The organism is Brevibacillus agri (genome assembly GCF_004117055.1).
Lineage (GTDB): Bacteria > Bacillota > Bacilli > Brevibacillales > Brevibacillaceae > Brevibacillus > Brevibacillus agri.
This window is the reverse complement of record NZ_CP026363.1, coordinates 2,437,928-2,451,762: the sequence shown is the minus strand read 5'-3', so window position 1 is coordinate 2,451,762 and position 13,835 is coordinate 2,437,928. Positions and strand designations below refer to the sequence as shown.

At 56.8% G+C, this 13,835-nt stretch carries 11 protein-coding genes and 1 pseudogene; 2 read left to right on the top strand and 10 right to left on the bottom strand.

What is annotated here, in order from left to right; translation table 11 throughout:
• Nucleotides 1–110: 110 nt before the first annotated feature.
• Nucleotides 111–1,061 carry a peptidoglycan-binding domain-containing protein gene (locus BA6348_RS12280; protein ID WP_165328987.1) on the bottom strand — a complete coding sequence of 317 codons (951 nt, stop codon included), beginning with the start codon at nt 1,059–1,061 and terminating at the stop codon, nt 111–113.
• Nucleotides 943–1,263 (bottom strand): peptidoglycan-binding domain-containing protein, encoded by a 321-nt coding sequence (locus BA6348_RS27345; protein WP_165328963.1) that lies wholly within the window; start codon nt 1,261–1,263, stop codon nt 943–945. Before BA6348_RS27345 ends, BA6348_RS12280 begins: the two co-directional genes overlap by 119 nt.
• A 190-nt stretch (nt 1,264–1,453) precedes the next feature.
• Here BA6348_RS27345 and BA6348_RS12275 point away from each other — a divergent pair, with 190 nt between their 5' ends.
• Together BA6348_RS12275 and BA6348_RS28000 are read left to right on the top strand one after the other, a co-directional pair.
• Nucleotides 1,454–1,768 (top strand): ArsR/SmtB family transcription factor, encoded by a 315-nt coding sequence (locus tag BA6348_RS12275; RefSeq protein ID WP_007784302.1) that lies wholly within the window; start codon nt 1,454–1,456, stop codon nt 1,766–1,768.
• A gap of 426 nt (nt 1,769–2,194) precedes the next feature.
• Nucleotides 2,195–3,280 (top strand): annotated as a pseudogene (locus tag BA6348_RS28000) (saccharopine dehydrogenase family protein).
• Nucleotides 3,281–3,496: 216 nt separating this feature from the next.
• Here BA6348_RS28000 and pyrE read toward each other — a convergent pair.
• From pyrE to pyrR, 8 genes are all read right to left on the bottom strand, one after another.
• Nucleotides 3,497–4,135 carry an orotate phosphoribosyltransferase gene (gene pyrE, locus BA6348_RS12265; protein ID WP_007784299.1) on the bottom strand — a complete coding sequence of 213 codons (639 nt, stop codon included), beginning with the start codon at nt 4,133–4,135 and terminating at the stop codon, nt 3,497–3,499.
• 31 nt (nt 4,136–4,166) lie between these two features.
• A complete protein-coding gene (gene pyrF, locus BA6348_RS12260; protein WP_122952801.1) occupies nt 4,167–4,904 on the bottom strand; it encodes an orotidine-5'-phosphate decarboxylase in 738 nt (245 codons plus the stop codon).
• Nucleotides 4,905–4,953: 49 nt separating this feature from the next.
• Entirely contained in the window at nt 4,954–8,169 is a 3,216-nt protein-coding gene (carB, locus tag BA6348_RS12255; protein ID WP_005833369.1) for a carbamoyl-phosphate synthase large subunit, read from the bottom strand.
• On the bottom strand, nt 8,153–9,250 hold the full coding sequence (locus tag BA6348_RS12250; RefSeq protein WP_122952802.1) for a carbamoyl phosphate synthase small subunit: 1,098 nt from the start codon (nt 9,248–9,250) through the stop codon (nt 8,153–8,155). The genes carB and BA6348_RS12250 overlap by 17 nt, the downstream gene beginning before the upstream one ends.
• 64 nt (nt 9,251–9,314) lie before the next feature.
• Complete coding sequence (locus tag BA6348_RS12245) at nt 9,315–10,595, bottom strand: dihydroorotase (protein WP_005833373.1); 1,281 nt, start codon at nt 10,593–10,595, stop codon at nt 9,315–9,317.
• Nucleotides 10,562–11,503, bottom strand: a complete 942-nt coding sequence (locus BA6348_RS12240) for an aspartate carbamoyltransferase catalytic subunit (protein WP_007784290.1) — start codon at nt 11,501–11,503, stop codon at nt 10,562–10,564. Before BA6348_RS12240 ends, BA6348_RS12245 begins: the two co-directional genes overlap by 34 nt.
• Nucleotides 11,504–11,687: 184 nt before the next feature.
• The gene (locus BA6348_RS12235; protein WP_005833377.1) at nt 11,688–13,022 is read right to left on the bottom strand and encodes a solute carrier family 23 protein; all 1,335 of its coding nucleotides are present in this window, start codon (nt 13,020–13,022) and stop codon (nt 11,688–11,690) included.
• A gap of 181 nt (nt 13,023–13,203) precedes the next feature.
• Nucleotides 13,204–13,743 (bottom strand): bifunctional pyr operon transcriptional regulator/uracil phosphoribosyltransferase PyrR, encoded by a 540-nt coding sequence (gene pyrR / locus BA6348_RS12230; protein WP_005833379.1) that lies wholly within the window; start codon nt 13,741–13,743, stop codon nt 13,204–13,206.
• Nucleotides 13,744–13,835: the final 92 nt, after the last annotated feature.

Here is a 13,835-nt window from a genome sequence, read left to right as displayed (position 1 = left end):
TCTTTGGAACTGTTTTTCGAAAGATTTGGGTCGCTGGAATTGGCGGAAAGCAAAAAAAAACGCTTCGTCTCTGCGAGAGAAACGAAGCGTTTTTGGTTGACAAGTCAGGCTTAGTCCTTTCCGGTTCCTTCATTGTCCCCGGTATCTTTGCCGTTGTCTTTGCCAGTTCCATTACCGGAGCCGTTTCCGTTACCGCCTCCATTGCCATTTCCTTTGCCGCCTTCTCCAGTGCCGCCACCGTTGCCGTTACCTTTGCCACCTTCTCCGGTGCCGCCGCCGTTGCCATTTCCTTTGCCACCTTCTCCGGTGCCGCCGCCGTTGCCATTTCCTTTGCCGCCTTCCTCTTCTTCAGCTTCACCGCCGATGCCTTTGCCGCGGCCTTCTCCTTCGCCAGTTTCGCCGCCAATGCCTTTACCGCGGCCTTCGCCCTCACCAGCTCCGCCGCCGTAGCCTTTGCCGCGACCTTCTCCTTCGCCGACTCCGCCACCTTGGCCTGCTCCGCCGCCTTCACCAGCACCACCGCCGAAACCGCCACCTTGGCCTGCTCCGCCACCTTGGCCCGCTCCGCCACCTTGGCCCGCTCCGCCGCCTTGGCCCGCTCCGCCACCTTGGCCCGCTCCGCCACCTTGGCCCGCTCCGCCGCCTTGGCTCGCTCCGCCGCCTTGGCCCGCTCCGCCGCCTTGGCCCGCTCCGCCACCTTGACCCGCTCCGCCACCTTGGCCCGCTCCGCCACCTTGACCTGCTCCGCCACCGATGCCTTTGCCGCCGCCTTGACCTGCTCCGCCACCGATGCCTTTGCCGCCGCCTTGACCTGCTCCGCCACCGATGCCTTTGCCGCCGCCTTGGCCTGCTCCGCCACCGATGCCTTTGCCGCCGCCTTGGCCTGCTCCGCCACCGATGCCTTTGCCGCCGCTTCCGCGATGCGGATTTGAGACTACGCGGTCATAGGCGTAAACCATCCGTTGCATGGTGCGCTTGTCCACAGAACCTGTTGCGGGCAAGCCGTGCTTTTTCTGAAAATGCTTGACACCACTCACCGTGACATTCGTCGTAGTATCCATTGATTTGACCCGAATAGCTACCTAATGATTTCAACATCCCTTGGATCACATAGACGTCTGGTCCTTGGGCCCCTTTTCCTACTGCCAGCCCCGTGTTCGGGATGAAAAAGAGCAGCGCCAGCGCCAAAACGCATAAACTGAATACTTTTCTGATTTTCCCCTTTGTTTCTCGGGAGGCTGTACTCCCATACCATTGCTTCATGACCAAAGCACCTTCCTTCAATTTTTTGTACCCCCCTTACTATTACCTGTTTTTCTTTACAATTACATCTATCCCAGGAGAGGGACAGAGCGATTTTCCTTTGAAAAATCAGCTTTTTTTCGTGTTGCAAAAAAAAGGAAGAAGCTTTATACTACGTTCAAATGATTAAGTTTATTAACGGAGTGTGGCTATGAGTCATCCAACCTGTAACGAAAAGGCCATTCAAATTTTCATGCAATTGAGCCCTTATTTCCAAGGGCTAGGAGATCCGGTTCGCCAGCAAATTGTCGCTCTGCTGATTGACAAGGAGAGTTTGAACGTCTCTCAAATCGCCGAGCATATCCCCATGTCCAGACCGACAGTTTCCCATCATTTGAAAATTTTGCGGCAGGCTGGATTGCTTCAGGCTAAGAAGAAAGGGACAGAGATTTACTACCGTCTGGAAATTGCGGAGGCGATCAGCCTGTTTAAGCAGCTCGTCCAATTTGTGGAGGAAGAATGTTAGCAGAGCGATTGGGTGAGACAGGCGTTTGATTTTTGCGGCTGGTCGTGATTCGTTGAAATCTACAACCCATGGAGGAACCAGGAGAAATAAGCGAGGTCTTTTGGACTCAGACCGAGCCTGCGGGAAAAAAACGCGCTTTCAAGCGTCCACCTTGAACGACTCCCCAGAATCCCCGGCTTTGGATGCGGTTTTCTCTTTCCCCACAGGCGGGCAGTCTCCACTTCCTTGTTGGAGGCACAAGCACCTTGAACGTTTTCTCCCGGTTCCTCCCTCCACTGCGGCACCGATCCAAGCGCCTTTCACAGCGACTATAGCGACGATACGGGTAGCCATCGAAACAAACACCCAGGGACAAAGCGTCCCTTTTCTTAACTCCTTTATGTTAACAAACTTAAATAAATGAACATTTCATCCAAGGAGATTATCATGCGTGAGACAACGGAGAAAAAAGTATTGATTGTAGGCGGATTCGGGACTGTCGGCAGCCAAATCGCCAAAATTTTGCACGGCCAAAACCAGGAGCTACTGTTGCTGCTGGGCGGCAGAAATCCGGGAAAACCGCTTCCTTTTGCTTCCCCGCGACTGCATTCGCTGCTCGTGGACACGACAGCGCAAGATCCGCTTGCCCACGCCCCCGAAGATTTGGCGTTGATAGTCAACGCGGTCAACGATCCGGACGACGCCCTGTTGCTTGCTGCCGTCTCGCGCCGGATTCCGCTTGTGGACATTACGCGCTGGACCGAGCGATTCACGCGCGCAATCGACCGGCTGGCCAGCAGCGAGCTTCAATCTCCGGTTGTTCCGCCTCTGGCTGGATGGGGGGCACGCCAGCTCTGTTCGGCAAACTGCATTCCGCTGACCTGCAAGAGGTGACGATCGACATTTTTGCGCTGTACGCTACCAAGGATAAGGCCGGGTCGGATTCTGCTGCTTACATGAACCGTTTGACCATTCCGTTCAATATCTACACGAAAGGCGCGGCGAGAACGGTCGTGCCCATGTCGGAGCCGCTTGCCGTTACGTTCCCGAACGGCTTTCGCACGAACTGCTATCGGCTGGACACTCCCGATCACCTGACGCTCGTGCAGACGCCGCCTGTCACCTCCGCCAGCTTCCGCATCGCTTTCGATCAGAAATGGTCGACGGCGGCGCTAGTTTCGCTCGTGCGCAGCGGCTTATGGAAGCTGCTTGGGCAAAAGGTGCGGCAAAGCATCCTGTACAATCCGGGCCAGGGCGCGGCTCACGAAGTCGTCGTGCAAATCGAGGGACGCGATCAGCGCGGCGTTCGCATACGTCGCCAGGTAGAGATCAGCGATCCAAATGGCCAGACCCATCTGACGGCGACAGGCCCGGCCATCCAGGCCCAGCGCATACTGGCAGGCGAGGGGCAAAGCCGCTACACCCGGCATCTTTTTTCCGGAAAACTTGGCCGCATCGCAAGCCGATGAGCCGTGGATCACTGCTTATTACGAAGCGGAAGGAGTGCAAATCCGGTTGAAACGTTTGAGCTGATCCGCACTCACAATCCGCTTGCCGAAAAAAGCAAGCAGCGGCGGACTTTCAAGACCAGAGGCCAGCGAGCAAAGCACGAATGCCTGTCAGCCAATGCAAAGACGCTTCTCTCTCCATTCCTGCGCCGCAACAGTGCGAAAAAAAGCAGGAAAAAAAAGAGTGGAGCAGTTTTCTCAACTGTCTCCACTCTTCACAAACTTTTGGCCCATAAGCGTATTATTCAAAAAACGTCCGCGGGGATTTGCGCCATTCGCCCAGCACGGTTTCCTGCTCGGCTGTAATCACGCCTTGCTCTTTCGCTGCCTCAAGCAGTGCGGTGTAATGGGAAATCGTCGTGCAAGGAATGCCTGCCTCGGCAAACAAGGCTTCCGCATCGGGGAACTGGTAGCTGAAAATCGCCACGACTCCGAGCACCTCGCCGCCCTCTGCCTGAACCGCTTGCGCTGCTTTCAGGGAACTGCCGCCTGTGGAAATCAAGTCTTCAATGACCACTACTTTTTGCCCTGCAGACAGCGCACCCTCGATCTGGTTTTGTCTGCCGTGGCCTTTGGCCTTGTCACGCACGTAAATCATCGGCAGGTCGAGCAGCTCAGCGACCCAGGCCGCGTGCGGAATGCCCGCTGTAGCCGTTCCCGCCACGACTTGCGCGTCCGGATAGCGCTCCTTGATAAGCGCGGCAAACGCACCCGCAATCGCCCGGCGCACATGCGGATAAGACATCGTGATCCGGTTGTCGCAATAAATCGGGGATTTGATCCCGGAAGTCCAGGTAAAAGGCTGTTCCGGGCGCAGGTGAACCGCTCCGATTTCCAAAAGGTGCGCCGCAATCTGTTTAGCCGTTGTCGTTGTCGTCATTTCTCTCCATCCCTTCCCGCGTGAATGCTTGTTACGAACGATCTGCCTCGACCGCTGCCACGATGCTTTGCCATACGCCTGCCGGATCGCTTGCCCCGGTGATGGCGCGTCCGATCACGAGATAGTCGCTGCCCAGGCGGAAAGCCTGTTCCGGAGTCGTAATCCGCGTCTGGTCGCCCTGGTCTGTCCCCAGCGGGCGAATGCCAGGTGTCACGGTGACAAACGAGTCGCCCGCCGCCTTTTTAATCATCGGCACTTCAAGCGGCGAAGCGACAACCCCGTCCAGTCCTGCCTGCTTGGTCATCATCGCGTAGTGTACCACTACGTCTTCCACCGAACCTGGAATCGCCAGCTCGTGGTTCATCGTTTGCACGCCTGTAGAGGTCAGCATCGTCACTCCGATCAGGAGAGGACGAGCAGCGCCAGCCGCTGTCCCCTGCTCCAGTCCTTCCCTCGCCGCTGCCATCATCGTCACGCCACCAGCCGCATGGACGTTGACCATGTCCGCTCCGAGACGGGCAAGGCTTTTCATCGCGCCTTTGGCTGTGTTCGGGATGTCGTGCACCTTCAAGTCGACGAACACCTTCAACCCTTTTTCTTTCAGGTACGTAACGATGGCAGGTCCTTCGGCATAGGCCAGCTCCATCCCCACTTTTACGTAGCGGATATGCCCTTGCAATAGCTCCAGGCATTTTTTCACTTCATCCATCGTGGAAAAGTCGAGCGCAACAATCATACGCTCCCGCACATCTGTCAGTTGTTGTTGCACACTGCTCTCCCCTTTTTCTCCCTGCCGCCATGGCTTGGGTCCGTTTCGTTTATACAGTCACCGCTGCGACTTTGGCACCTGCGCGTTGGGCAGGCATCGCTTCTGTCGAGAAGGTGATCGTTTCCAGTACGTGCAGCAGGGCCGCAGCCGTATCCAGCGACGTCAGGCAAACCGCGCCGTTCTCCACTGCTTCGCGGCGAATGCGGAAGCCGTCGCGCTGTGGCGTTTTGCCTTTTGTCAGCGTGTTGAGCACGATGTTGGCCTCGCCTGTATGGATCACGTCGAGCAAATTCGGCGTACCCTCGGACAGTTTGTTAACACGCGTCACAGGCAGGCCCGCCTGTTCCAGATAATCCGCTGTGCCCGCTGTCGCCATCAGCTTGAAGCCGAGGTGACGGAAGCGTTTCACGATTGCGAGCGCCTCTTCCTTGTCTTTGTCGGCGACCGTTACGAGCAAGGTGCCTTGCGTCGGGATGTTCATGCCTGCGGCGACCAAGCCTTTGTACAGCGCTTTGGCCAGGGTGCTTTCGCGTCCCATTACTTCCCCGGTGGACTTCATTTCCGGTCCGAGCGTAATATCCACACGGCGCAGCTTCGCAAAGGAGAACACCGGAACTTTTACCGATACGACAGACTCTTCCGGATGGTAGCCAGGCGTGAAGCCTTGGTCGACAATCGAGTGACCGAGAATCGCTTTGGTCGCGATGTTCGCCATCGGGATGCCTGTCACTTTGGACAGGAATGGCACTGTACGGGACGAGCGCGGGTTAACCTCGATCACATACGGACGATCTTTGTAGATGACAAACTGGATGTTGAGCAGCCCTTTGATTTGCAGCGCCCGCGCCAGCTTCGTCGTCATCTCGATCAGCTCGTCTTTGATCGCCTGGGACAGCGATTGCGGCGGATAGACCGCGATGGAGTCGCCGGAGTGCACCCCTGCGCGCTCGATGTGCTCCATGATGCCCGGGATCAGGACGTTTTCCCCGTCGCAGATCGCATCGACTTCGGCCTCTACCCCGACCATGTAGCGGTCGACCAGTACCGGATGATCCGGGTTGACCTTCACTGCTTTTTCCATGTACTCCAAAAGCTCAGACTGATTGTAGACGATCTCCATTGCGCGTCCGCCGAGCACGTAGGATGGGCGAACGAGTACCGGGAAGCCGAGCGCTTCCGCTGCTACCACTGCTTGCTCCACGGAGGTTACGGTCTTGCCTGGCGGTTGTGCGATGTCGAGGCTGCGCAGGAGCGCTTCGAACTTCTCGCGGTTTTCCGCTGCGTCGATGTTTTCCAGGCTCGTTCCGAGAATGTTGATACCGCGTTCCGCCAGCTTGTCAGCCAGGTTGATGGCGGTTTGGCCGCCGAACTGGACGATTACGCCTTCCGGTTTTTCCACATCGAGAATGTTCATCACGTCTTCGATGTACAGCGGCTCGAAGTACAGCCGGTCCGAAGTGTTGAAGTCTGTCGATACCGTTTCCGGGTTGTTGTTGATAATGACGGCTTCGTAGCCTGCTTCGCGCAAAGCCCAGACAGCGTGCACGGTCGCATAGTCAAATTCGATCCCTTGGCCGATGCGGATCGGGCCGGAGCCGAGCACGACCACGCGCTTTTTGCCTGTTTCGATGCGCTCGTCCTCTACTTCGTAGCTGGAGTAGTAGTACGGCGTTTGCGCCTCAAATTCGGCTGCGCACGTATCGACCATTTTGTACACAGGAACATAGCCTTTTTCCTTGCGCAGCGCGCGGACTGCTTCTTCCGTTTCGCCGCACAGTTCGGCGATTTTGCGGTCTGTGAAGCCCATCCGTTTTGCTTCGAACAGCTTCTCAGCCGTCAGACCTTTTGCCAGCTCCTGTTCAAAAGCAACCATTTTATGGAACTTGTGCAGGAAGAACAGGTCGATCTTCGTCAGGCTGTGCAGCTCCTCGATGGTCCAGCCGCGGCGCAGCGCCTCTGCCACGAGGAACAGTCGCTCGTCATCCGCATGCACCAGACGGGTCTTCAGTTCCTCTTCGCTGATTTCCTCTGCTCCTTTGATCTCGATGTGGTACGTGCCGATCTCCAGGGAACGGATCGCTTTCATGATCGATTCTTCAAACGTGCGTCCGATCGCCATGACTTCGCCTGTCGCTTTCATTTGCGTACCGAGCTTGCGGTTGGCAGACTGGAACTTGTCAAACGGCCAGCGCGGAATTTTGCTCACGATGTAGTCGAGCGTCGGCTCGAAGCAGGCGTACGTTTGCCCAGTTACCGGGTTTTTCAGCTCATCCAGTGTGTAGCCGATCGCGATTTTCGCCGCCATTTTCGCGATCGGGTAACCTGTCGCCTTGGAAGCGAGCGCAGAAGAACGGCTCACGCGCGGGTTTACCTCGATGACGTAATATTGGAAGCTATGCGGGTCGAGCGCGTACTGCACGTTGCAGCCGCCTTCGATGCCGAGTGCGCGGATGATGTTCAAGGCAGACGAGCGCAGCATTTGATACTCGCGGTCGGCAAGCGTCTGGCTCGGCGCGACGACGATGGAGTCACCCGTGTGCACGCCGACCGGGTCGATGTTTTCCATGTTGCAGACGACGATGCAGTTGTCGTTGGCATCGCGCATGACTTCGTACTCGATTTCCTTCATGCCAGCAATGCTTCGCTCGATCAGGCATTGCGTAATCGGCGAGTATTTCAGGCCGCTCGCGACAATTTCGCGGAGGCTTTCTTCGTCTTCACAAATGCCGCCGCCCGTTCCGCCCAAGGTGTAGGCTGGCCGCACGATGATCGGGTAGCCGATCTCGTTGGCAAAATCAACGGCTTCCTCTACCGTGCTGACGATGACCGATTCCGGCACAGGCTCGCCCAACTCCTTCATGAGGGCGCGGAACAGCTCGCGGTCTTCCGCTTGCTTGATCGATTCCAGCTTCGTGCCGAGCAGCTTCACGTTTTCCTGCTCCAAAATGCCCGCTTCGGCAAGCGCGACAGCCATATTCAAGCCCGTTTGGCCGCCGAGCGTAGGCAAAAGTCCGTCCGGCTTTTCCTGGCGGATGACGCGTGCTACAAATTCAGGCGTGATCGGCTCGATGTACACTTTGTCCGCCATGTTTGTATCGGTCATGATCGTCGCCGGGTTGGAGTTAATCAGGACAACCTCCATCCCCTCTTCTTTCAGCGCTTCGCAAGCCTGTGTGCCTGCGTAGTCAAACTCGGCAGCCTGCCCGATGACGATAGGACCAGACCCGATCACGAGGATTTTTTTCAGGTTAGCGTGTTTTGGCATAGTTTTTTTCCTCCTTAGCGGTTTCCAGCATCGCAAGAAACTGGTTGAACAGGTAGCCGGAGTCGTATGGGCCTGGAGCCGCTTCCGGGTGGTACTGGACGGAGAAGGCGTTCTTCGCTCTGTTACGCAGCCCTTCGACTGTTCCGTCATTGAGGGCGATATGCGTAATTTCCAGCTCGGTTCCTGCGAGCGAATCTTCTTTTACGGCGTAGCTGTGGTTCTGGGATGTAATGTATGTGCGCCCGGTCGGCAGCTCTTTTACCGGATGGTTGCCGCCGCGGTGTCCGAATTTCATTTTCATCGTGTCAGCGCCAGAGGCGAGTGCGAACAACTGATGGCCGAGGCAGATGCCGAACAGCGGGTATTCCCCAAGAATGCCGCGAATCATTTCGATCGCTTGCGGCACGTCTTTCGGGTCGCCAGGGCCGTTGGACAACAGGATGCCGTCTGGCTGGATGCGGCGAATTTCTTCCGCCGTCACGTTGTACGGCACGACCACCACATCACAGTTGCGCTTGGTCAGCTCGCGCAAGATGCCGTGTTTGGAGCCGAAGTCTACCAGCACGACGCGATGGCCTGTACCTGGGCAACTGAAGACGCTTTTCGTAGAGACGCGCGATACTTGATCGGTCATCAAGGCAGTGTTGTTCAGGGCTGCGAGCAGTTCGGCCAGCGGGGCTTCGCTCGTCGTAATCATGCCCTTCATCGTGCCGTGGTAGCGGATTTTTCGCGTCAGCATCCGCGTGTCAACGCCTGCAATCCCCGGGATGTCGTATGTTTTCAGCAGCTCATCCAGCGTGTTCGTATTCCGCCAGTTGCTCGGCATATCGCAATGCTCGCGGACGACGAAGCCGTGAATGTACGGACGAACAGCTTCGAAGTCGTCGCGGTTGATCCCGTAGTTGCCGATCAGCGGGTACGTCATGGTCACGATCTGTCCGCAGTAGGACGGGTCAGACAAAACCTCCTGGTAGCCCGTCAGTCCTGTGTTGAACACCACTTCCCCGTAGGATTCCTTCGTCGCTCCGAACGCCGTTCCGATAAATTCCGTTCCGTCTTCCAAAATCAATCTTGCACGCATCTATGCTCCTCCTTCATTTTCGTGGTAAAGCCGCCTTCTCCGTGGGGCACTGGCGTGTGTGGCTCTACGCCTCTTGATGTACGATCTTGCCGTCTACCAGCGTGAGGATCGGCCATCCTTTGCACGGCCATCCGGCAAACGGTGTATTGGTCCCTTTGCTCGCAAAGGTGGTCGGATCAATCGTTTTTTCTGTCGCAAGGTCGATGACGGTCACGTCTGCTACCGCTCCGACTTCCAGGCGTCCGTACGGCAGCCCGAAAGCTTTCGCTGGCTGCACCGTCAGCAGCTCGACCAGTCTTTGCAAAGTCAGCTCGCCTGTTTGCACGAGGTGCGTATAGAGCAGCGGGAAGGCTGTCTCCAGACCGACGATGCCGAATGGCGCGCGGGCCATGCCGTTCGCTTTTTCTTCCTGGGTGTGTGGCGCATGGTCTGTGGCGATCATGTCGATCGTGCCGTCTTTGAGTCCGGCGATCAGCGCCGCGCGATCCTCGCGGGAGCGAAGCGGCGGGTTCATTTTCCAGTTGGTGTCGAGGCTGTCCGGGATGTCCTCGTCGCACAAAAGCAGGTGGTGCGGCGTCACTTCGCACGTCACGTTGACGCCGGCGCGTTTTCCGTCGCGCACCAGGCGCACGGATTCTTTGGCACTGATGTGGCACACGTGGTAGTGCACACCTGTCTGCTCCGCCAGCAAAATGTCGCGTCCGACGTGGATGGACTCCGACTCGGAAGGAATGCCAGGCAGTCCGTGGCGCGCTGCGACCACGCCGTCGTGCAGGGCGGCTCCCGGGATCAGCAGATCATCGTCTTCGCAGTGAGCCACGATGGACAGCCCCAGCTCGGCTGCTTTTTTCATCGCTTTTTTCATCATCGCGGTCGACTGCACGCCGACACCGTCATCGGTCAGGGCAAAAATTCCCGCTTCTTTCAAGGCTGCGAAGTCCGTCAGCTCTTTGCCCAGTTGGCGCACGGTGATCGCGCCGTACGGAATCACGCGAGCCAGTCCTGCTTCGCGCGCTTTGTCCAAGATGTACGTCACCGTGTCCACGCTGTCGATGGACGGGCGCGTGTTCGGCATGCAGGAAATCGTGGTAAAGCCGCCGCGCACCGCCGCTTTTGCTCCTGTCTCAATCGTTTCTTTATGCTCGAAGCCTGGCTCGCGCAAGTGGACGTGGACGTCGATCAGTCCCGCGCTAATCATTCCGCCTTTGCAATCTACCCATTCATGGCCGTCGCGGGAGAGCTTTTCGCCCATCGCCGCGATCCGTCCATCTTCTACCAATATTTCTACCGGAGTGAGTTCCCCCGCCTGATTTAGTACGTTGCCGTTGCCAAGGATGATTCCCATTTTGTTTCGCTCCCTTTCAGCAGAGTTTCCAGCACAGCCATTCTAGCTGCGACTCCGTTGGTTACTTGTTTTTGAATCAAGGATGTTTCGCATTCTACCAGATCGGTGTGAATCTCAACTCCGCGATTGACCGGGGCCGGATGCATGATGACCGCGCCTGGCTTCATCATTTTGGCCCGCTCAAGCGTGAGGCCGAACGCCTTGTGATACTCTTCCTTGGAGATGTAGAGCGATTCGGTGTGGCGCTCCAGTTGCACGCGGAGCATCATGACGACGTCCGCTGTCTGAACCGCTTCCTCCATGCCGACGACTTTGACGCCTTGCGGAATTTGCGCTGGCATCATCGTCGGCGGGCCTGCGAGCAGCAGATTGATCCCGAGCTTCGGCATGGCGTGCAGGTGCGATCCCAGTACGCGGCTATGGCGCAAGTCCCCGATAATCGCTACCGTCAAGCCCTCCAGCATCCCAAACTGCTGCTTCATGGTCAGCAGGTCGAGCAGGCATTGGGTCGGATGCTCGTTTGTCCCGTCGCCCGCATTGACCAGCTTCAGGTCGACGCTTTGGGCGAGCTCTTGCAGCAGTCCTTCTTTTTTCGTGCGGATCACGGCTGCTTCCACGCCCATCGCTTCCAACGTGCGGATCGTGTCGTACACCGTCTCGCCTTTTACGGTTGAGGAGGTTTCCGGAATGAAGTTCAACACATGTGCGCCGAGTCTTTTTTGTGCCACCTCGAACGAAAAGCGGGTTCTGGTGCTGGCTTCAAAAAACAGATTCGCCACGAAGCGGCCGTGCAGAATGTCTGCCTGCTCGCCCGGTCTCTCGGCCCAGTAATGCGCGCGGTCCAGGAGCTGGACGATCTGTTGTTTGGACAAGTCTTTCAAGCCAATCAGGTGCGCTAGGTTGTTCATCGAAATCCCTCCGATTACTCTGTTTTTTCCTGTTTTATCGAAAGAAAAAAGCTTCTTGGCTCACGTTGCCTGTCGCAAGGCAAGCGAGACAAGAAGCCGATCCGGCGCCATTTCTGGGCAGCCAAAACGACGTTCTATGCCTTGCCAGCCTCTCGGGACTGGATTTAAAGGAATGAGGAACGTTTTAGGCAATTTGTTTTTCGTCTTCGCGGGACGCTTCCCCCATCGCCGACTCTTTGCCCGGCAGGATGAGGTGCAGGAAGATTCCCAGGAAGGTGGAGAAAGCGATATTGTCAATGGTCAGGTCGCTTAGCAACCCGACACCGGCAAAGCTGATTTTGTATCCGCCAATTCCCGTTACCAGGATGGCAGCCGCGACGATCATGTTGCGCTTGTTGGCAAAATCCACTTTGTTTTCTACGTACATCCGCAAGCCTTGCGCTGCGATAATCCCGAACAGGATGATCGAGACGCCGCCAAGCACCGGAGTCGGAATCGTCATCAAGAGAGCGCTGATCTTGCCGTTGAAGGCGAACAGGATGGCGAATACCGCAGCCAGGCCGATGACCACTCTGCTGTAAACGCGGGTGATCGCCAGAACCCCGATGTTTTCGCCGTATGTCGTCGCAGGCGGTCCGCCGATGAAAGCCGCCAGGGAAGTGGCGATCCCGTCCCCGAGCAGGCTGCGGTGCAGACCCGGATTTTTCATCAGGTCGCGATCCATGACCTTGCTTGTAACCAAGAGGTGGCCCAGATGCTCGGCCAGGGTTACGAACGCGACTGGCGCGATGACGAGCGCCGCGATCCAGGCAGAACCGTCACTGATGACACTCATCACTTCGCCCACCTTGAGCGGCGGAGCGGCAAACACTTTTGCTTGCACAACCTTTTGAAAATCAATCAGTTCAGGGTGACGAACGAGCGAGTACGCATAACCGACGATAATTCCGATCAGAATGGGGATCAGGCCAAGGAAACCGCGCAGCATCACCGCTGCCAGGATGGTCACCAGCATGGTCACCAGCGAAATTTCAATCGAAGTCAGCGACATTTGCGACTGGCCGTCTACCGTCACCTTCGTCGCCATGTCTACCGCTACGCCAGCCAGGCTCAGCCCGATGACGACGATGACCGAAGCGATGACGACCGGAGGCAGCACTTTGTCCAGCCATTTGACGCCTGCCTTTTGCACGATGCCTGCGACGATGATGTACACGATCCCTGACAGGAAGCAGCCGAGCAAGGCCGTTCCGACTCCGTGCGACGCCGTCACTGCGATAATCGGACCGATGAAGGCGAAGGACGAGCCGAGGTAGTTCGGAATTTTCCCTTTGGTGATCCAGAGGAACAAGAGCGTCCCGATCCCGCTTGTCAAAAGGGCGGTAGCGACATCCAGCCCGGTCAGGATCGGCACCAGAACGGTTGATCCGAACATCGCGAACAAGTGCTGAATGGACAGTGGCAGCAGTTTGGAAATATGTGGTGTTTCATCGACGTCGACATAGTTTTTTTGGCTCATGACTTTATCTTCCCCCTGTGTTTCTTTATTCTTCCCTCTCGTCGCTGTTGTTTTCGCTCTTTCGGCAAACAAAAAGCCTCTTTGTGCGGACACAAAGAGGCCAGCTTCACCATATGCGCATGGGAAGATTCCTGCCTCTTGTCGACCTCACGGGATCGCTTATTAAAGAGGATTCATTCAATTAGATGAGCTGACGGATGGACACGATATCCATCACGTCTACCTCCGACAGTTGCACATCGACGATTTCTGTGCGTGCCGTCGGCAAATTTTTTCCAACGAAGTCCGGGCGAATCGGCAGCTCGCGATGACCGCGGTCAACGAGTACCGCCAGTTGAATCATCCGCGGACGCCCGCTGTCGATCAACGCATCCAAAGCGGCGCGTACCGTCCGTCCGGTATAGAGGACGTCATCCACGAGAATGACGGTCTTTCCGGTGATCTGCTCCGGAAGCTGCGAACCTTGCAGCACCGCATCCTCCGACTTGTGCTGGAGATCATCGCGGTAAAACGTAATGTCCAGCTCTCCGACCGGTACTTTGACGTTTTCGATCATCTCGATTCTTTCGACCAGGCGCTTCGCGAGGTAAATCCCTCTGGTCTTGATGCCAACGATGATACAATCCTCGACACCCTTGTTTCGCTCGATAATTTCGTGAGCGATACGAGTAAGCGCGCGGCGGATGGCCGCTTCATCCATGATGACACTTTTGTTAATCATCTCGATCCCTCCTCGACGGGAACAGTGGCTTTACGAAAAAAGGCTCCTTGTCAGGAGACAAGAAGCCGTCGGACAAAGAGGCCAGCTCGCGC

Excerpts from the sequence above, each read along its gene's own strand:
- BA6348_RS12235 (WP_005833377.1), bottom strand. The coding sequence starts at position 13,022 with ATGAGCCAAAAAAACTATGTCGACGTCGATGAAACACCACATATTTCC.
- pyrR (WP_005833379.1), bottom strand. The coding sequence starts at position 13,743 with ATGATTAACAAAAGTGTCATCATGGATGAAGCGGCCATCCGCCGCGCG.
- BA6348_RS27345 (WP_165328963.1), bottom strand. The coding sequence starts at position 1,263 with ATGAAGCAATGGTATGGGAGTACAGCCTCCCGAGAAACAAAGGGGAAA.
- BA6348_RS12280 (WP_165328987.1), bottom strand. The coding sequence starts at position 1,061 with ATGGATACTACGACGAATGTCACGGTGAGTGGTGTCAAGCATTTTCAG.
- BA6348_RS12245 (WP_005833373.1), bottom strand. The coding sequence starts at position 10,595 with ATGGGAATCATCCTTGGCAACGGCAACGTACTAAATCAGGCGGGGGAA.
- carB (WP_005833369.1), bottom strand. The coding sequence starts at position 8,169 with ATGCCAAAACACGCTAACCTGAAAAAAATCCTCGTGATCGGGTCTGGT.
- BA6348_RS12250 (WP_122952802.1), bottom strand. The coding sequence starts at position 9,250 with ATGCGTGCAAGATTGATTTTGGAAGACGGAACGGAATTTATCGGAACG.
- BA6348_RS12275 (WP_007784302.1), top strand. The coding sequence starts at position 1,454 with ATGAGTCATCCAACCTGTAACGAAAAGGCCATTCAAATTTTCATGCAA.
- BA6348_RS12240 (WP_007784290.1), bottom strand. The coding sequence starts at position 11,503 with ATGAACAACCTAGCGCACCTGATTGGCTTGAAAGACTTGTCCAAACAA.
- pyrE (WP_007784299.1), bottom strand. The coding sequence starts at position 4,135 with ATGACGACAACGACAACGGCTAAACAGATTGCGGCGCACCTTTTGGAA.